Source organism: Paenibacillus sp. A3M_27_13 (assembly GCF_024213315.1).
In the GTDB taxonomy this organism is placed as follows: Bacteria; Bacillota; Bacilli; order Paenibacillales; family Paenibacillaceae; genus Paenibacillus; species Paenibacillus polymyxa_B.
Genome location: NZ_JANAVE010000007.1, coordinates 157,428 through 175,116 on the forward strand (window position 1 = coordinate 157,428; position 17,689 = coordinate 175,116).

16 protein-coding genes are annotated in these 17,689 nt (G+C 47.5%); 1 reads left to right on the forward strand and 15 read right to left on the reverse strand.

The features are described from left to right. Positions 1–112: 112 nt before the first annotated feature. The 9 genes from NLX82_RS21195 to NLX82_RS21235 all read right to left on the reverse strand — a co-directional run bounded on the left by NLX82_RS21195 (position 113) and on the right by NLX82_RS21235 (position 8,440). Positions 113–301, reverse strand: coding sequence for a hypothetical protein (locus NLX82_RS21195; protein ID WP_254349014.1), 189 nt, complete (start codon positions 299–301; stop codon positions 113–115). A 120-nt stretch (positions 302–421) separates the two neighbouring features. Then, positions 422–1,471, reverse strand: coding sequence for a leucine-rich repeat domain-containing protein (locus NLX82_RS21200; protein ID WP_254349015.1), 1,050 nt, complete (start codon positions 1,469–1,471; stop codon positions 422–424). Positions 1,472–1,605: 134 nt separating this feature from the next. Next, a complete protein-coding gene (locus NLX82_RS21205) occupies positions 1,606–2,907 on the reverse strand; it encodes a pyrimidine-nucleoside phosphorylase (protein ID WP_025722513.1) in 1,302 nt (433 codons plus the stop codon). A 32-nt stretch (positions 2,908–2,939) separates the two neighbouring features. Then, entirely contained in the window at positions 2,940–3,647 is a 708-nt protein-coding gene (gene deoD, locus NLX82_RS21210; protein ID WP_023990381.1) for a purine-nucleoside phosphorylase, read from the reverse strand. Between the two features lie 91 nt (positions 3,648–3,738). Next, positions 3,739–4,923: a phosphopentomutase gene (gene deoB / locus NLX82_RS21215; protein ID WP_179085407.1), complete on the reverse strand. Its 1,185-nt coding sequence runs from the start codon at positions 4,921–4,923 to the stop codon at positions 3,739–3,741. A gap of 29 nt (positions 4,924–4,952) precedes the next feature. Further along, positions 4,953–6,131 carry a NupC/NupG family nucleoside CNT transporter gene (locus NLX82_RS21220; RefSeq protein ID WP_068938278.1) on the reverse strand — a complete coding sequence of 393 codons (1,179 nt, stop codon included), beginning with the start codon at positions 6,129–6,131 and terminating at the stop codon, positions 4,953–4,955. 75 nt (positions 6,132–6,206) lie between these two features. Beyond that, positions 6,207–6,602, reverse strand: a complete 396-nt coding sequence (locus NLX82_RS21225; protein WP_023990384.1) for a cytidine deaminase — start codon at positions 6,600–6,602, stop codon at positions 6,207–6,209. A gap of 30 nt (positions 6,603–6,632) precedes the next feature. Continuing rightward, positions 6,633–7,295 (reverse strand): deoxyribose-phosphate aldolase, encoded by a 663-nt coding sequence (deoC, locus tag NLX82_RS21230; protein ID WP_023990385.1) that lies wholly within the window; start codon positions 7,293–7,295, stop codon positions 6,633–6,635. A 209-nt stretch (positions 7,296–7,504) separates the two neighbouring features. Next, a complete protein-coding gene (locus NLX82_RS21235; RefSeq protein ID WP_023990386.1) occupies positions 7,505–8,440 on the reverse strand; it encodes a DNA-binding transcriptional repressor DeoR in 936 nt (311 codons plus the stop codon). A 275-nt stretch (positions 8,441–8,715) separates the two neighbouring features. On the opposite strand from NLX82_RS21235, the gene NLX82_RS21240 reads away from it, so the two are divergent. Then, the gene (locus NLX82_RS21240) at positions 8,716–9,129 is read left to right on the forward strand and encodes a chemotaxis protein CheW (RefSeq protein WP_254349016.1); all 414 of its coding nucleotides are present in this window, start codon (positions 8,716–8,718) and stop codon (positions 9,127–9,129) included. Between the two features lie 60 nt (positions 9,130–9,189). Here NLX82_RS21240 and NLX82_RS21245 read toward each other — a convergent pair whose 3' ends face one another. The 6 genes from NLX82_RS21245 to NLX82_RS21270 form a co-directional block, all read right to left on the reverse strand. After that, the gene (locus NLX82_RS21245) at positions 9,190–10,308 is read right to left on the reverse strand and encodes a slipin family protein (RefSeq protein ID WP_069080674.1); all 1,119 of its coding nucleotides are present in this window, start codon (positions 10,306–10,308) and stop codon (positions 9,190–9,192) included. A 346-nt stretch (positions 10,309–10,654) separates the two neighbouring features. Then, positions 10,655–10,792: a hypothetical protein gene (locus tag NLX82_RS21250; RefSeq protein WP_155990463.1), complete on the reverse strand. Its 138-nt coding sequence runs from the start codon at positions 10,790–10,792 to the stop codon at positions 10,655–10,657. A 353-nt stretch (positions 10,793–11,145) separates the two neighbouring features. Next, positions 11,146–14,064: a glycosyl hydrolase gene (locus NLX82_RS21255; protein ID WP_254349017.1), complete on the reverse strand. Its 2,919-nt coding sequence runs from the start codon at positions 14,062–14,064 to the stop codon at positions 11,146–11,148. A gap of 581 nt (positions 14,065–14,645) precedes the next feature. Beyond that, a complete protein-coding gene (ribD, locus tag NLX82_RS21260; RefSeq protein ID WP_028541782.1) occupies positions 14,646–15,746 on the reverse strand; it encodes a bifunctional diaminohydroxyphosphoribosylaminopyrimidine deaminase/5-amino-6-(5-phosphoribosylamino)uracil reductase RibD in 1,101 nt (366 codons plus the stop codon). Beyond that, positions 15,743–16,507 carry a GTP cyclohydrolase II gene (locus NLX82_RS21265; RefSeq protein WP_025722502.1) on the reverse strand — a complete coding sequence of 255 codons (765 nt, stop codon included), beginning with the start codon at positions 16,505–16,507 and terminating at the stop codon, positions 15,743–15,745. The genes ribD and NLX82_RS21265 overlap by 4 nt, the downstream gene beginning before the upstream one ends. Positions 16,508–16,575: 68 nt before the next feature. After that, positions 16,576–17,682 carry an FAD-dependent monooxygenase gene (locus NLX82_RS21270; protein ID WP_254349018.1) on the reverse strand — a complete coding sequence of 369 codons (1,107 nt, stop codon included), beginning with the start codon at positions 17,680–17,682 and terminating at the stop codon, positions 16,576–16,578. Positions 17,683–17,689 lie beyond the last annotated feature (7 nt).

Genomic DNA, 17,689 nt, shown 5'->3' on the forward strand with positions numbered 1-17,689 from the left:
GGTCATCCTTTCTGCTTTCTGCTCTGACCTATTCTGTTCATTAAGTCTTCAACCGTTCTATTGTAACATAAGTAGACTAATGACCGCATGTCGTGCCCTTTCTGGAAGGAGCTTACAGTGTAATATATGCGAAGGTTTTAACGTTTCCTTGCGATCCATCGTCCGTACTTACTTTCAAAATCATCTCTTTCAAGGAGTCATTTGCAGCTTCATCCTGTCCCTCTGGCTTTACAAACACCAGATCGTGGCGTTCTCCCGGCTGCAACGTTCGGCTGGAAAACCCGCTCGTTGACCCTTGCAAGTCTAATCCATTCGCACTATTGAGCTTGTATTGTACGGGTTGCTTACCTGTATTCTTGATACTGATGTACAGCTTGCGTTCCTCTCCACCATTTGATTTCCTCCTCTTCTTATCTATCCTTCAGTCGTCACCGTGATTGCACAGATGGAACGGCTTATCTTCTATAAGGAAGCGATTCAGCCAGGTCATTTTATATATAAAATCGGGTGCCGATTCGATGAATCCATTCACAATGTCCAAGGAGCGTAGATTTTTCAGGTTTTGTAATTCAGGAGGCAACGTACGGATTCCGCTATACTGAATATCCAGATACTCCAGTTGTTGCAGCTCTCCGATTTCAGGAGGCAAATGCCGAAATGCCAGCTCCGCCTTGGGAATCACTTTGAAATCTGGGGCCGGACGATCATAGCATCCACAGCTGATCCTCAGGTTTTTGAGATGGGTCAGCTTGGCAATGTCAGCGGGTAGCTCTTCCAAATCCGCTACTTGTATCGTCAGTGACTCCAACGATTCCAATTCGAACAAAGCGTGCGGTAGTGTTCGTATATCCTGCTCGAAAATAGTCAGATGCTTCAGGGAATACAATTCTCTAATCCGTTCCGGTATCTCCCTCAAGCCAAACCGCATAAGCTCTACTCGATCCGGTTGATGTCGAATAGCATCGTCCAGAAAAATATCTATATTCTGATGATATTCAGGTTTGTGAATAAACACACCGGGGATAAGCTTCTCCAATTCATCCGCTTCTTCTGTAGCCATGTTTAGTCCACCTATTCGTTCGTGAGCTATGTTAATGATCCAATCCCTTCCCTCCGCATTCTGGAAGCACAAATCCTCAGGTAATTGGGGATGTACCCAGGAAAACAAACTAGACGCCGCCTGCTTTAATAATCCCCCTGCCTCGGGCGCACACTGGTATCGGTAAAATGTTCCTTGTGTGTAGGCAATGGAATGGATGCCCCTAATTTCCTCATAAGAGTGTGTGGACAGCATAAAAGGATTCAATTGCTGTAACAATTCCTTGAACAGGACATCCTGGTCGATCACTCCATTCTCATCCTCTGTCGCCCATTTATGTATGCCCAGCATAAACGTGTCTGCCCGTTCCATAGCATAATCAATCAGTCTTTCATAGGCTGCTCCCCGGACATCGCTGTATAATCTGAACATGTCTCTCCCCCTCTGTGCAACCCTCGGCCTTACAATAAAAAAAGCCGAACTCATATCTATTATGAGTCCGGCTGTCATATTTTTCAAACTTGATCAAAGACACTCAACACGACTTTATAAATATGGCTTATCGCTTACTCTGTCACTGTTCCGTAGATTAGCACTGGCGCTTCCGCGTGATCCGCAATACGGATGTTGGCGTAGATTTTCTCCAGCACTTGGGCTACATCTTCACGGTTCGCATGGATAGTAACCAGTGAATCGCCTTTTTGAACAGCATCCCCGACCTTTTTGTTCAGCATCAAGCCGACAGCCAGATCAATCTCGGATTCTTTGGTCGCACGTCCTGCTCCAAGCAACATCGCTGCGGTACCGATTTCGTCAGCCACGATTTCAGCTACCACACCGTCCTGCTTCGCAGGCACCTCAATAAGATATTGCGCTTGCGGCAAGCGTTCAGGATGATCCACTACAGAAGCGTCACCGCCCTGATTTGCAATAAACTCTTTGAATTTCTCCAGTGCTTTGCCATTGCGAATGACTTCTTTGAGCTTCTCTTCGGCGTTTTCGAGGGATTCTGCTTTCCCTGCCAAAAACACCATCTGACTGCCCAAAGCCATACACAGCTCTTCCAGATCTTTTGGTCCTTCGCCACGCAGCGTATCAATCGCTTCTTTCACTTCCAGCGAGTTACCGATGGCCAGACCCAGCGGTTGACTCATATCGGAAATGACTGCCATCGTTTTTCGACCCACATTGTTACCGATGCTCACCATGGCATGTGCCAGTGCTTTGGCATCATCTACGGTTTTCATAAATGCCCCTGCACCTGTTTTTACATCAAGCACGATGGCATCGGAGCCAGCAGCGATTTTCTTACTCATAATCGAGCTGGCAATCAGCGGAATCGAATTGACCGTCGCTGTAACGTCACGCAAGGCATACAGCTTTTTGTCCGCAGGTGTCAGGTTGCCGCTTTGCCCGATGACCGCAATTTTGCTGCGATTCACCAAATCCACAAATTCGTCCTTGCTGATTTCGACGTGGAAGCCTGCAATAGCTTCCAGCTTGTCGATCGTTCCTCCGGTATGTCCGAGGCCGCGGCCTGACATTTTGGCTACCGGAATGTCCAAGGCCGCTACGAGCGGAGCCAGTACCAGCGTTGTCGTATCACCCACACCGCCAGTGGAATGCTTATCGACCTTTACACCTTCAATCGCGGACAGATCAATGGTATCACCCGAATGAACCATCGCCATTGTCAGATCAGCGCGTTCGCGTTCAGTCATATCTTTGAAGAAAATGGACATCGCCAATGCACTGACTTGATAATCAGGAATTTCACCCTGAGTGTAGCCTTGGATAATAAAATTAATTTCCTCTGTACTCAGTTCTTTTCCGTCACGTTTTTTCTCAATCAAGTCTACCATTCTCATATGTCATTTCTCCTCACTGTGCGTATGATCGTTTACAGAGATACTGCTGTATCCAGTGCAACTTCCATCATTTCTTTAAAGGTTGTTTGCCGTTCTTCTGCGGTCGTTTCTTCCCCCGTCAGCAAATGATCGCTTACCGTCAGAATCGTCAGTGCGTTTACGCCAAACTTGGCTGCCAGCGTGTACAAAGCCGAAGTTTCCATCTCTACACCCAGCACGCCGTATTCCATCAGCTTTTGTACCACTGATTTGTCATCACGGTAGAAGCTGTCTGAGCTGAATACATTGCCGACATGCATGTTCAAGCCTTTGGCAACACCGCGATCATAAGCGCCCTTCAATAGATTGAAGCTGGCAATCGGCGAGTAATCGTAGCCGCCAAAGATATGGCGGTTCATGCCGGAATCCGTACAGGATGCCTGTGCCAAAATGACGTCACGAACGTGCACATGCTCCTTCATTCCGCCGCATGTACCCACGCGGAACAGGTTTTTCACACCATATTCGCTAATCAGTTCGTTGACATAAATACTGATGGAAGGCAGCCCCATCCCAGTTCCCTGTACAGATAGGCGTTTGCCTTGGTACGTACCCGTGAATCCGAGCATTCCGCGTACCTCGTTGTAGCAGGTCACGTCCTCCAGATACGTTTCAGCAATAAACTTAGCCCGTAACGGGTCTCCTGGCAGCAAAATCGTTTCTGCAATTTCTCCGGGTTTGGCTCCAATGTGTACACTCATGTTTTTTTATTCCTCCGTCCCATTTGTCCATGCTTGTATCGTTATTTATATCGTTACTAGTAATCCTGCTTGTACTCTTGCTGGTCCTTGATTACTGAAGCTCTGCCAAAAAGCTCGTTCCATGTTCAGGCAGTTTCACATCAAAGTTATCCGCCACGGTCGCTCCAATATCAGCAAAGGTTTTACGAACTGCAAGCTCCTTGCCCCCAGCTGTAAAACGCGGGGAATATGCCAGCAAAGGTACATATTCGCGGGTGTGATCCGTTCCCCGATATGTCGGGTCATTCCCATGGTCCGCAGTGATGATTAGCAGATCGTCATCGGTCATTTTGGCAAAAACCTCTGGCAGACGCGCATCGTAATCGTCCAAGGCTTGACCATATCCCTGCGGATCACGACGGTGACCGTATACAGCGTCAAAGTCCACCAAATTCAGAAAACTTAATCCGGTGAAATCCTCATCGAGCGTAGCCACCAGCTTATCCATGCCGTCCATATTGGACACCGTACGCACCGCCTTCGTCACACCCTCACCGTCATAAATGTCGGAGATTTTACCCAAGGCGATCACATCTAGACCTGCATCCTTCAGCTCGTTCATGGTGGTGCGACCAAACGGTTTGAGCGCATAATCATGTCGGTTGGAGGTACGAGAGAAGTTCCCTGCCTCGCCTACGAACGGACGTGCAATAATGCGACCCAGCATGTACGGATCTTCCAGCGTGATTTTACGGCAGAACTCGCAAATCTCATAGAGCTCTTTCAAAGGTACAACTTCCTCATGCGCCGCAATTTGCAGCACAGAGTCCGCCGAGGTATAGATGATGAGCGCTCCAGTTTTCACGTGTTCTTCGCCCAGCTCATCCATGATTTCCGTTCCGCTGGCAGGCTTATTGCCAATAACTTTGCGGCCTGTGTGCTCCTCAATGCGCTGAATCAGCTCATCCGGGAACCCATCAGGAAATACACGGAAAGGAACGGCAATATTCAAGCCCATGATTTCCCAATGACCCGTCATCGTATCCTTGCCATTGGACGCTTCCTGCATCTTAGTGTAATACGCAAGCGGCTTGTCGGCTGCTGCCACACCTTCTATGGAACGAATATTGGATAGACCGAGCTTACCCATATTCGGCATCTTTAGACCACCGCGTTCGCGGGCAATATGACCGAGTGTATCTACATCGTAATCATCAAACTGGGCAGCATCCGGCGCTTCGCCGATACCAACCGAGTCCATAACCACCAAGTGAATTCGTTTGAATTTAGACATCATAAAAATCCTTTCCTAACTCGCTGTTTTTTTTACAAAAACAACCCTGCAATCGTTGCCGACAGCACGCTAACCAGCGTTGCCCCGTACAACAGCTTCAGACCAAAGCGGGCCACCACATTTCCCTGTTTTTCATGCAAACCCTTCACAGCCCCGGAAATGATACCGATGGATGAGAAGTTAGCAAAGGATACGAGGAATACCGATACGATCCCGACCGTGCGCTCCGACAAGCCTGTTTGCTTGGTCAGATCAAGCATAGCCACGAATTCGTTGGATACGAGTTTGGTAGCCATAATGCTGCCCGCCTGAACGGCTTCGTTCCACGGAATACCCATGACAAAAGCGAAAGGCGCAAACACATATCCAAGCAGCGCCTGAAAGCTGATTCCAAACAACCAAGAGAAAATCCCGTTAACCATGGCAATCAACGCCACAAAACCGATCAGCATTGCAGCTACCGTAATAGCAACCTTGAAACCGTCCATAATATATTCCCCGAGCATTTCGAAGAAGGACTGCTTCTCTTCCTCCTGAACCTCCAGTAAATCGTCTTCCTTCTCAATCTTGTACGGATTAATAATGGAAGCGATAATAAAGCCGCCGAACAGGTTCAATACCAAAGCTGTGACCACATATTTGGGATTTAACATTTGCATGTAAGCTCCCACAATCGACATGGACACCGTAGACATCGCAGACGCACACAGTGTATACAACCGATGTTTTGGCAGCAGACCAATTTGCTTCTTAACGGAAATAAACACCTCGGATTGACCCAAGATAGCCGAAGCTACAGCGTTGTAGGATTCCAGTTTACCCATTCCGTTTACTTTGCTCAAGACAAGCCCGATATATTTAATAATAAAAGGTAACACTTTTACATATTGCAATATACCAATCAGCGCAGATATAAACACGATTGGCAGCAGTACACCGATAAAGAACGGTGCTGCTCCTTCATTCGCAATTCCGCCAAAAACAAAGTTAATCCCTTCAGTTGCATATGCCAAAAGACTATTAAAACCTTTTGCAAAGCCTTTGACCAGAAATTCGCCAATACGTGTATTTAATAGCACACAAGCAAGCGCTGCTTGCAGAACAACCATAACTATCAGCGGACGATACCTGATTTTACGCTTGTCACTGCTGGCAACGTAAGTAAGTGCAAATACAACGAGCAGTCCCACCAGAGCGATTACATATTTCATTTAATTTCCCCCTCATTACATTAAGCGCTTACATTCCCCGTAAAAAGAATGCGCTCCAAAGAGGCATTCTTTTTTTTATTTCCCCAGATCCGCAGGTCGAAAAGCACCCGGCAGTAATTGATCCACCGTCCACTCTTCCGTGTTGCCATGAAGGTTTGTCAGATAAATTTTGGTATCTTGATGAGCAAATTCGGAAATAACCTGACGACAGGCCCCACATGGAGACACAGGTCCTTCCGTATCAGCTACTATCGCAATCGAATCAATTTGACGGCAGCCTTCGGATACCATTTTGAAAATCGCTGTCCGCTCTGCACAATTGCATAAGCCGTAGGAGGCATTTTCCACATTACATCCGTGATAAATCGTGCCATCGCTTCCGAGAACCGCAGCACCCACCTGAAAATTCGAATACGGAACGTATGCCTGTTTACGCGCCTCAAGCGCTTTCTGAATCAATTGATCCTTCATCGCGAATCCCTCCATGACTTTAAAATAAACTTAGTAGGAAGATGTAGACTGCTCGCCCTCGATAATCTTCACACCGGAACTTGCACCGATCCGACTTGCGCCAGCTTCTACTAATTTTTGCACGTCTTCCAAACTGCGTACACCGCCTGAAGCCTTGACACCAATCTCAGGTCCTACCGTTTTGCGCATCAAAGCCACATCTTCCGCAGTAGCTCCACCTGTTGAGAAGCCTGTCGAGGTTTTCACAAAATTCGCTCCCGCTTTGACGGACAGCTCACATGCCAGTACCTTCTCTTCGTCTGTTAGCAGGCATGTTTCGATAATCACTTTTACCAGTGTACCGGCAGCTGCCTCCACGACCGCACGGATGTCCTGCTCGACGAGCTGTACATCACGTGCCTTCAAAGCACCTATGTTAATAACCATATCGATTTCAGTCGCACCGTTAGCAATAGCATCTTTCGTTTCAAATGCTTTCGTTGCGGACGTGCTCGCTCCCAGCGGGAAACCGATAACTGTACAGATGGCTACGCCTGTGCCTGCGAGCTGTTCTGCTGCATAAGCTACCCACGTCGGGTTCACACATACAGAAGCAAACTGATATTTTTTTGCCTCGGTAGTCAATTTCGTAAATTCATCCTTCGTCGCATCTGCACGCAACAATGTATGGTCGATTAATGCTGCAATGTTCATATCTAAAAGCTCCTTCATTAGATAAATAGTGTGAAGACAAAAGTCCTTTATTTCTCTGTGATGAGACCATCATAGCATGCCTTTGAACATATGTAAAACACATTTTGAAATTATGTTCAAGCTTATGCGCAAGGCGTCACCTACAATTCATATTACCCTGTAGGGAAACGCCATAACCGTGTATTTTGCTGGATTGAGAACGACTTGCTCTATTGTAAAAGTGCTTGTGCCGTAAACTGATCTGTCACCAAGATATTCGCATACTTTCCACGCAGCGATGCCCGAATGGCCTCCACTTTACGCTGGCCTCCAGCGACGAGAATGGACTTCTCCTTCTTTCGCAAATCAGGCAAATCAATCCCGACGGTACGGCTATTGATTTCCTGACTGCATATGTTGCCCTCAGCGTCAAAAAAGCGCGAGCAAATATCGCCCTTGCCGATTCTTTGCAGTAGCTTCTGCTCTTCCCCGTTAAAATAACCCAATCGGAACAGCAATGCATCCTCCTTGACCGTACCCACCGTAAACACAGCGATGTTCGCCTGCTTGCCAAGTTCAATGATACGCTGGATATGCCGATCCTCCTCGACCATTTTCTTAACGGCGTGACTGTCGAAAATCACAGGCAGCGGCAAATACCGTGCTATGGTATGAAAGGCTTCTGCGAACAAATTCACGGTTTCCACGGCATATGTGTTGACATGTGAATGGCTCACGCCTCCTTTGAGCTGAACCACCTCAACACCCTTGACCTGCTTTTGTTGGAGATGAAGGGCCACGGCATGCATCGTTGTTCCCCATGTCACTCCAATAATATCAGCATCCTGTACCGTTTCATGCAAATAATCGGCTGCTTTTTTGCTGATATGCTTCTTGATCTCCTGATATTCATTTAACGGCGAATAACAGACTAACACGGTATCCAGTCCGTACTTCTTCTTCACCTGCTCTCCGAGCGCGTCCATATCCTCCATCGGGTCCACAATACTGATCCGCACGTATCCCTGTTCCTTGGCAGCCTGCAGTAACCGCGATACCGTAGGACGCGAAACCCCGAGTCTGACCGCGATATCTTGCTGACTGTAGTCGTTTAGATAGTATAATCTGGCTGCCTCGATACTTAATCGCTGCTTTTCATGATCCATTCTACCTCAACCCGCTTATCTTAAAATGTAGTGCCAGCGGACACAACTTTAGTCCCAAACATTATATATGAAGGGAAACTTAAAGCCACGCCTTGGCCGTATAGTTGTTAATTTGGAAGATTTAACTGCTCGTTTGTGATATTCTGTGATTAACTACAACTACTTTACCGCATCCTCAACTTTATCGTTCCATCTGTCAAAACGCAATAGTTAACCCATTTTACCGCTCATTCACAACCTGTGATGGCTTATCTGAATATGTAAGGAGAATTGCTATGTCTGAATTTATTGTGTGCAGTCTGGCGGACAAAAAGTTCGCGTTAAACTTTGTGGAAGTAGAAGAAGTCATGAATGCCAAAAAAGGAACGCCGCTTCCCTTTTCCGAGACGTGGCATGAAGGAATGGTGACTATTCGTGGCAACGTATTTACGATCCTTAATTTACGCAAAAAGCTGTTTCTTCCTGCATCAAGCGATTCCGCCGAGGACAAAATGATTTTGCTCAGCCGTGCGAAGATTGCTCTACTTGTCGATCAGGTGGAGGACACGGCTTCTGCCGAGGACAGTCAGCTACAAAGCAATGAGGAAGAGTGGCAGCGCGAGTTGTTCCCTACTGTGATGGAGCATCAGGGTACCCTCATTCCGGTGATCGATATGGACGCTTTTCTTGCATCCACCAAGACAAACTAAAACGCAAAATACTCCCAAACCTTGAGCCGGCTTGCACTCATCGTTCGGGAGTATTTTCAGTTATTGGAGTCCCTGCCCCTCTTTCATGTGAACCAGCGTGTTCAGCTGCTCCAGCAACGTATTCCCGCCAGTCAGCGAAATCGTGCCAATCTTCTCGCAGATTTTTTCCATGAATTCCAGTTCTTTAAGACGAAAGAGGGTGGCATTCTCGTCCATCAGCTTGGCCGTATTGAGCAGACTACGAGTGGATGCCGTCTCTTCACGTCGTGTGATGAGGTTGGCCTGTGCCTTCTTCTCTGCCAACAGCACGGTATTCAGAATATCCTTGATATCCCCCGGCAAAATAATATCCTTCACCCCTGCTGACGTAAAAGTCACTCCATATTCGCCGCTCTGCTCATTCAGTCGAGTCAAAACATATTCCGCAATCTCCTGCTTCATTTTCAGCAAATCATCCAGCTTCATCGTGCCAACATATTCGCGCAGCAGCAGTTGAAGCATAATGTACATTTGTTCCTCGTATGCCCTGAATTCCAACGCCCGCAACGGGTCGATGATACGGTACTGACAGACGAAGTTGAGGCGCAGCGTGATTTTGTCCTCTGTCATGATTTCCTGTCCCATCAGGTCCATCTGCTGTTGTCGCATATCTATCGTTTTGATCTCTGTATTCACTGTGGACATCCAGAAATAATATTTGCCCGGTTTCAGCTCACCCTGCAACACATTATCGTAATATAAAAATCCCAATTCATAGCTGCCCACCTGAAGTGCCTTCCAGAAGCCCGGTGTCTTGGACAAGAATGCTTGCCCCAATGCCTTATCAATCGCAGGCTGCCGAGTATCTGCACGAACAAAACGATGTTTCTTGAGCATGTTCCAAAAAGCATATTTTCCTGCCGTCAGTAGCTCCACAAATCGATTATCCTCATAATGCAACACATATTCATGGTCCTCTACATCAATGACATTCAATTGCTCAAGCAATAGGGGATCTGTCAAAAACAAACGAATGTCATGATCAGGTACAAAAAATGGTTCGGCTACATTCAAAATTTCAACTGCTTCCTGCCGAAATGTTTTCAATAGGTAAGTTCCTGGGTGCAACAACTTGTGGTAGCTTCCTTTTTTGAACAGCAGCCCGCGCTCATCAGATTTAATCGTTATCTTCTTAAACATCGTATCACTCCTAGTATTTAAAATCCTCAACTTAAAAATGTACATTTCCGCGTGTAGCGGCTTCACGTTCCATTTGATCTTCCGATCGCTGTTGCAGTGGAATTCCTTCAATTACATAAAACATTCAAAGGTAGGAATTCCACTGCAAAGGCGAACGCTTCGCTTCTTCAGATTCAAATGGTCCGCTCCGCTGATTCGCATGTTATAGTAAACACACATTTTTAAAATGAGGATTTTTTATTTTTATTTGTTGTAGTAGGGTTAGTGACCCTTGCAGAGCATCCCTTCGGTGTGGACGGCGGGGTCAAGCTTAAGGAAAAAGAAAGATACCGCCTGTTTCCGTGTTCTAGGGATGGAATTCATCAGCCCAACATCGATTGTGAATCTGTATCCCCGAAGCCTCGAACCCTGTCGGCGCTTGCTCTCTCCGGTATCCGCTGGCCGCATAGCCATCGCCCCGGTACCTGTCATCGAGACCAGACATGGGATGCTCTTATCCGGGTCTTTTCATTGTTTTTATTCGATCATTCGAATACTCTACCAGAAGTCGCGTGGAAGGCGATTGGGAATTGAACCCTAATGTTGGTGGATACATCAGAATTACAGGATACCTGACCCCATCAGGGCAGGCACTGCGGGACCTTTGGAAATCCTCGCCTCGGTAATATCTTCCTGTATCAGCCTTTATCATTATCGCGCAACCTGGAACTCACGAACATGGCGAAAGTATTACGACCCTATAAAAAAACAAAAAAAGACACAGGAGAAGCGTATTTGCTTCCCTTGTGTCTTTCTTTCTATAGTTAACTGTCGCGTTCGTATCTTAGGCCTGATCCACTAGGATGTTTTTTCGAAAACGGGATCAACGCTCGGTAGTGGAAGTTGTGGAACGTCTGTCGTTGTAGAAGCAGTCTGCTGGTGTGTATAGCTGAATGAAGGGGTCTCGTATTGCAATCCCGCCTTTTCATAGGTAAACCAATAGCTGACAGCCTTCCCAATATCGAGGTCTGTAACCCGCTGCTCCCAGACACCGCCGTTGTTTGTCATTCGGTAATTGAGCTGTTGTCCACCCGTTAAAGTATAATGCACGTCAACATAGGCCGAGGCTGTTTTGGGTGTAAATTGAAGCAATGCTTCATGATCGCTGACAAAGCGAGCTCCTACTTTATAATCCTCTGTTTCTCCGCCACCCTCATTACCGCCAGATGCTGGCTCTGTCGTTACCCCTACCGCATTGCTTGCTGCAGATAGGTTACCAGCTGCATCGCGAGCCTTAACGGTAAAGCTGTAAGTGGAAGCTGCATTCAGCCCTGTAATTGAAGCGGAAGTACCGCTTATCTCTGCGGCCTGAGCCCCGTTCTTATAAACGATATAACCCGTAACGCCAACATTGTCTGTAGCTGCATCCCACTCCAAAGTGACTACCGAAGCCGTTTTGGTCGTAGCTCGAACATTCGCCGGGATGGATGGAGCCTCTGTATCAGGTTGCGGATTGCCACCGCCGCTCCCATTTCCGGTATTAAAGCTATTCGGCTGCACGGTAATAGTGTGCCCATCTGAGAAGGTTACCGTTTTAACCTGGTTTGTAAAATTGTAGGCCACATAAGTTTTTACACCGTTTTTATGAAATACGGCATAAATAGGTGAATTAGCAGTGATGCTGCGGTCGATGTTGCCTAAAGCATCCAAATTGTAGATCCAGTGGTAGGCATTCGCCTTGGAATTCCCCGCTTCCGGTGTCATGGCCGCTACGCGTGCACTGAATTTGGCCTTGGCATCGGACGGGTCCGAGATCGCTCTGTACATATACACAATATCTTCCCATGGACTGAAATTCCCACCGTTTTTTCGCAGCAGATCGTTATAATTTTTAGCTGCATAATCTGAATACTGCGTCAGATACAAGGAAGCCGAGGTGATCGGTAGCCAGTTGATACCATGAACCTCTGCGGCATTATTGGTCCACCATGTTGCATTCCCTACGGTTTTACCACCCCAGATCATGCTTGCCGTCGCGCTTTGCATCCCTGCAGGGGTGTTTGTGCCATGCACATCAAACCAGTATTCGTTAATCGCATTCATTTCCGTTGTGTATAGATAGATGCCCAGATCACGAGTTTGAGTATTTCCCGTCGCCTCGCCCCATAAAATAAGACCTGCCCAAGCATTCATCGCTTCCGAGGAGGATTCATTGTTGTTGCCATCACCAAATTTGGCATGGCCGGAAGCCCAGGTATGCCCGGCATAGGGATCAAAATTACGCAAATACGGAAATTTCGAATCAGACCTGTCGATATTGGCGATGTCGCGAATGAGCAGCTGTACCATCTGCCCCCATTGGGAATTGGATGCCCAGCTCTTGTCCACACGTGCAATTTCGGCTGCGGCCTTGATAAAGTATCCATAATGGAAGTGATGGTCATTTAATTCTACCGCACTGCCAAAGCTGTCGGGATAACCGATCAGTGTCCCCCAATTGTTGTTATACACAAATAGACTGGAGCTTTTCAGATTACCCGAGCTGTCACTGGCCTTAAACCAGTCCTGCAGCCGGCTTTTGATCTCATTGCGGAACTGGGTCGCTGCTGCGGTATTGCCAGCCTGGTCGGCAATCGGCGCCAGCGCTGCTAGCTTGCCCAGACGTTTTCCAGTCCAGTACGTGTCTCTATCGCCGGAGTAGACTTCCGCTTTCGCTTCGTCTATATAACTGTTGAGCGTATTTTTATCGTAGGACCCCAAGTCGGGCAGGGAAGGCAGTACCCCTGTAAACTTCATTTTCGTTTGAAAAGAAGCACCTTCTGCTGTTTTCATCAGACCGCGTACAGAATTGTACGTATAGCCTAGCAGGGGTTGTGATGAATTTTTCCACTGATGCGGGTATAAGGCAAAAATAGTACCGCTTTGCGTGCCTTCCTTCGCTGTTGTCGCAACAGTAAAGGTGGTCGTCACTTCGGAAGAGGCTTCGTTATAGCTGTACTGTGCTTTGGAGTTTGTAACGAAAGAATAGGCGTATTGCTGAAATTTGTCCAATGTCGCGGTTGTTTTGTCAGGCAAAGCCGCCACTGTAAAATAGTTTTTCCCGTTCAATTGATTGATCAGAGTACTCGTTCCGAGGCCAGACCAGGTGCTGCCGGAAGGACCAAACAGACCATAGTGTGAGCCATTAACCGTAATGCCAAGCACAGGGGAACTAGCTGACCCAGACCAAACCTCTGGCACCCCATTAAATGAAAGCTTGGGATTGCCACCGCCAAACTCAAAAAAAACATAGGGGGAGCCGTGTCCATAGGTAGCACTCATTTTATTGCTGCCGCTTTGAAATAATGATTTGACAAACCAGTCGCTGAAACCGTCCACCTTGGCATCAGGAAATGAAACGCTTACAGAATGACCGACGGAAAAATCGTTCACATCATCCATCCAACCTGCGATGTATCCCGGATTTACCGTAATTTTCCCACTCGGGTTAAAGATGCGTAAACCGTTTTGCTGATTTTTCAAGGCAAGGGGATGCGGATATTGAGCCTCGGAGTACGGTACCCAGGCGAGGCTGCTCCACCAGTCATTGGTAGGCATTGGGCTGTTTACATTCGCTGTTTTGTAAATCTCGTTTTGCGGTGTTGCTGCTCCGGCAGGTAGTGTGGTTGAATATGAGCCAGCGCCTTGTGTGACCTCACCCGAAAAGGCTTTAGTAGAAACCGGTGCAGCTAAAAATATCAGACTGGCACTTAACAAGCATAATAACGTTTTTTTCACAACCTACATCCTCCTTTGAATTCTATAATCCCTTTCACTGCAAGGCTTTTCCCTTCTCTTCCAAGTTGATTTCAACTTCATTGTGCTTGATCTCAATTTCCAGGTCAATCCTTTCATTTCTATATTCTAACTAAACGAGGCGAAAGTCTCTAAAAATACATAAGAAACCAGGACGAAAAACCCAAGCATGTGTAATTATGTTATCTCGAATTCACCCCATTAGACATTTACCCTATGAGTTATTCATCCCATTAATCATTCACCCTAATAAACGTTTAGTATATAAAAAAAGAATCCTCCAGGCCTTGTAGCCCTTCAGATTCTCTGTTCTTTTAAGTATATAAGCTTTTGAGTATTTAAGTCCTTTTGCCTTTCCCATGCTCCACACCATTTCGAAAAAATGAGTGACTTTGCGGTGGGCAGTAGCGGAGCGAAGGGGTTGAATCTGGAGAAGCGTAAGCGTTCGCCTTTGCAGTGGGATTCTTACCTTTAAATGTCTTATACAATCCGAAGAATCCCACTGCAACAGCGATCGGAAGATCAACCCCTTAGTGGAGTGCCTTCTCCCCCGCAAACAACACTCATTTTTCCCGCTCAAAATACCCTTCTAGTTTCCAGTCTACACCAACCTGTGTCACGCTCAAATCATGCAATGCCACCGCATCGCTCATCGCAGACACGCCCTCTCCCCCGAGAAATCCCGGGGCTGCGCGTCCTCCAACCAGCTTTGGTGCCATGTACAGCACCAGCTTGTCTGCCAGCCCTTGCTGCACGAAGGAAGCGTTCACCTCGGCTCCGCCTTCCACGAACACCGATGATACCTCTGCCGCACCCAAAATATCCAGCATTTGCGGCAGGTTAACCCGATCGCTGTTTTCATCCTGAGTCGGAAATACCTTTACACCTAGCTGTTCCAACTGGCTACGCTTGCCTTCATCATAAGCGCGTCCTGTGAATATCCAGGTAGGCGCCTCCCCATCTGTAATGACACGGGCATCCAATGGAATTCGAAGCTTGCTATCCAAAATGATACGAATCGGATTCCGTCCTTCTGGTAGACGAGTCGTAAGCTGAGGATTATCGTGAATCACCGTCTGTACACCGACCAGGATTCCCACATGCTCGTTACGAAGACGATGCACATCCTCCCGTGCAGCCTCAGATGTAATCCATTTGCTTTCCGAGGTCCGGGTTGCAATTTTACCGTCCAGTGTTACTGCCGATTTGATCGTAATAAAAGGACGCTTGCTCACAATATATTGATTGAACACTTCATTCATGCGGATGGATTCCTGCTCACATACTCCGACAATGACCTCAATGCCCGCATCTTTCAAAATCTGTACCCCTCTGCCGGAAACCAGCGGGTTCGGGTCCAGCGCTGCAACCACCACCCGACGAATGCCTGCCTTCACAATGGCTTCCGCGCACGGGCCTGTCCGACCGTGATGGGAACACGGCTCCAGCGTTACGTAAATTGTCGCTCCCTGAGCGTGTTCACCCGCCATACGCAACGCATGAATCTCGGCATGTGGCTCGCCGGGCTTCAGATGAGCGCCGATCCCAACGATACGACCGTTGTTGACAATGACTGATCCGACGAGCGGATTCGGTTCTGTTTGCCCTTTAGCACTTCTGGCATTTTCCAGTGCCAGGCGCATATATTTTTCGTGAGTGGTCATAGAACCTCCCTGAGATCGGAATCCCGCAAATGGCCGGATCGTTCCACTTTTGTATTCAAATACCGTTCATTATATTGCGACACATCGCCCCAGAGCGGCATGCGACCCGCCACATTCATACCCGATTTCTTCAAGGCATCCAGTTTTTTGGGATTATTTGTGATCAGGGTTACTGGTTTTTGTCTCAGGTGACGGAGCACACTAATGGCATCCGCATAGTTGCGTGTATCATCTTCAAAACCCAATTGATGATTGGCTTCTACAGTATCCATGCCTTCTTCCTGCAGAATATAAGCCATTGCTTTACTAAACAAACCGATTCCGCGGCCTTCATGGTTAGCCAGATAGAACAATGCACCCGTTCCATGTTCCACAATCATTTTCATGGACTGGTGGAGTTGAAATCCGCAATCACAACGCTTGCTACCAAAAATATCTCCAGTATGGCAAATACTATGCATGCGAACTAATGCATTTTCCGACTGTTGAAGATCGCCATACACCAAAACGCTTGACTGTTGTCCCTCTGCCAAATCCAGTGTGGACAATCGCTTCACAATCGTCTCAGCGGTGGCATTCAGTAAGTCCTGACGATCTTCCTCATCCCGTACAGGCAACCAGCAGTACCACTGAAAAACAACCGTTTCTCCTTCCATATTAACTGGCAGCTTGATCGGTCCTACTAAAATCGTCGAAGATTGCTCTCCGCGAACGGTTTGAATTTTATCGTTAAGTAGCGTAGCTACATCTTTTTGGTTCATCTCTCTGCACCATCCTTTATATAAACTCTATATATGAAAATTCCGGTAATTCATGTTGTTGTCAGGATTTATATCCTTTGATTATCGGCTTGTAAGAAATGTTCATGAAACGTGGATTCCATCGTCAGCTGCCGTTCCTGAAGCTCGGTGACAGCCTGTCGTCGTCCGTCTTCGAACGCCTTTAGGTCTCCTGCGGTATAGCTCTTCTGTCGTAAACGAAGAAGCTCACTAGCTAGCACATCGGCATCCTTTAACGCTGCATTCAAGCCAAAAGCTCCGGTAGGTGTCATGGTATGCGCCGCATCTCCAATAAGGACCAGCCCGTTCTGCGCCCAGGTGTCACTGCGACTGCTGAAAATATCCAACGGTACGAAGTCCTTCCATGAACGAATGTGATCATGCACACTATGCTTCAAATCCGGAAAAGCCTCGGTAAGCCGTTGTATAAAGGGTTCAAAGGATTGCTTAAACAGGGTTGGAAAGCTACCTTCCTCCACATTCCAGCCAATTTGAATATAGCCCTCAGCCTGCGAGAATAAAGCCAACTGCCCTCCGTTGACCCGTGCCAGACGAGTGACGGGCTCCCACCCAGCAGGTGCTGTGATTTTCGCCCATAGCAGATCATAGCCGTGTCGAATGTTTGTCACAGGCATCTGCGCCAGCTTGCGCACAGTCGAATAGCGACCGTCTGCCCCTACAATCAACGAACTGTCAATCGTGATCTCATGACCGTTCTTATCGCGGGCGGCCAAGCCCGTGTACCCCTGCTCGCTCTTACCTTCCAAGGTAGTCACAGTTGTACCCGCCAGGTAACGGAAGGACTCGTAGGTTGACGCCTGCTTGAGCAGAGCCTCCAAAAATCGAGGCTGTGGAATATGAACCCCCACATTACCATCTACTGATGCTGGCTTGACCGTCTTCACTTGCTGCTGATGCTCCCAATATTCGATTCTTGTAGAGGCGAGAACATAGTCCTTATGAATTTGTTCGAGCAGCTTATGCTTTTGGATCACTTCCTGACCCTCATCATTCAAGATTTCACCGCGGAAAGCCTTTCCCGCTATGCTCTGCCGCTCAATCAATATCGTGGATACACCCTGCGCCGCCAGTAGACAGGACAACAAAGTTCCTGCGGGTCCCCCTCCAACTACGCACACTTCACATTCCAACTTCATCTGACTT

Coding starts and splice junctions, on each gene's coding strand:
- NLX82_RS21200 (WP_254349015.1), bottom strand. CDS start 1,471: ATGTTCAGATTATACAGCGATGTCCGGGGAGCAGCCTATGAAAGACTG.
- NLX82_RS21205 (WP_025722513.1), bottom strand. CDS start 2,907: ATGAGAATGGTAGACTTGATTGAGAAAAAACGTGACGGAAAAGAACTG.
- deoD (WP_023990381.1), bottom strand. CDS start 3,647: ATGAGTGTACACATTGGAGCCAAACCCGGAGAAATTGCAGAAACGATT.
- deoB (WP_179085407.1), bottom strand. CDS start 4,923: ATGATGTCTAAATTCAAACGAATTCACTTGGTGGTTATGGACTCGGTT.
- NLX82_RS21220 (WP_068938278.1), bottom strand. CDS start 6,131: ATGAAATATGTAATCGCTCTGGTGGGACTGCTCGTTGTATTTGCACTT.
- NLX82_RS21225 (WP_023990384.1), bottom strand. CDS start 6,602: ATGAAGGATCAATTGATTCAGAAAGCGCTTGAGGCGCGTAAACAGGCA.
- deoC (WP_023990385.1), bottom strand. CDS start 7,295: ATGAACATTGCAGCATTAATCGACCATACATTGTTGCGTGCAGATGCG.
- NLX82_RS21235 (WP_023990386.1), bottom strand. CDS start 8,440: ATGGATCATGAAAAGCAGCGATTAAGTATCGAGGCAGCCAGATTATAC.
- NLX82_RS21240 (WP_254349016.1), top strand. CDS start 8,716: ATGTCTGAATTTATTGTGTGCAGTCTGGCGGACAAAAAGTTCGCGTTA.
- NLX82_RS21245 (WP_069080674.1), bottom strand. CDS start 10,308: ATGTTTAAGAAGATAACGATTAAATCTGATGAGCGCGGGCTGCTGTTC.
- NLX82_RS21250 (WP_155990463.1), bottom strand. CDS start 10,792: ATGTCTGGTCTCGATGACAGGTACCGGGGCGATGGCTATGCGGCCAGC.
- ribD (WP_028541782.1), bottom strand. CDS start 15,746: ATGACCACTCACGAAAAATATATGCGCCTGGCACTGGAAAATGCCAGA.
- NLX82_RS21265 (WP_025722502.1), bottom strand. CDS start 16,507: ATGAACCAAAAAGATGTAGCTACGCTACTTAACGATAAAATTCAAACC.
- NLX82_RS21270 (WP_254349018.1), bottom strand. CDS start 17,682: ATGAAGTTGGAATGTGAAGTGTGCGTAGTTGGAGGGGGACCCGCAGGA.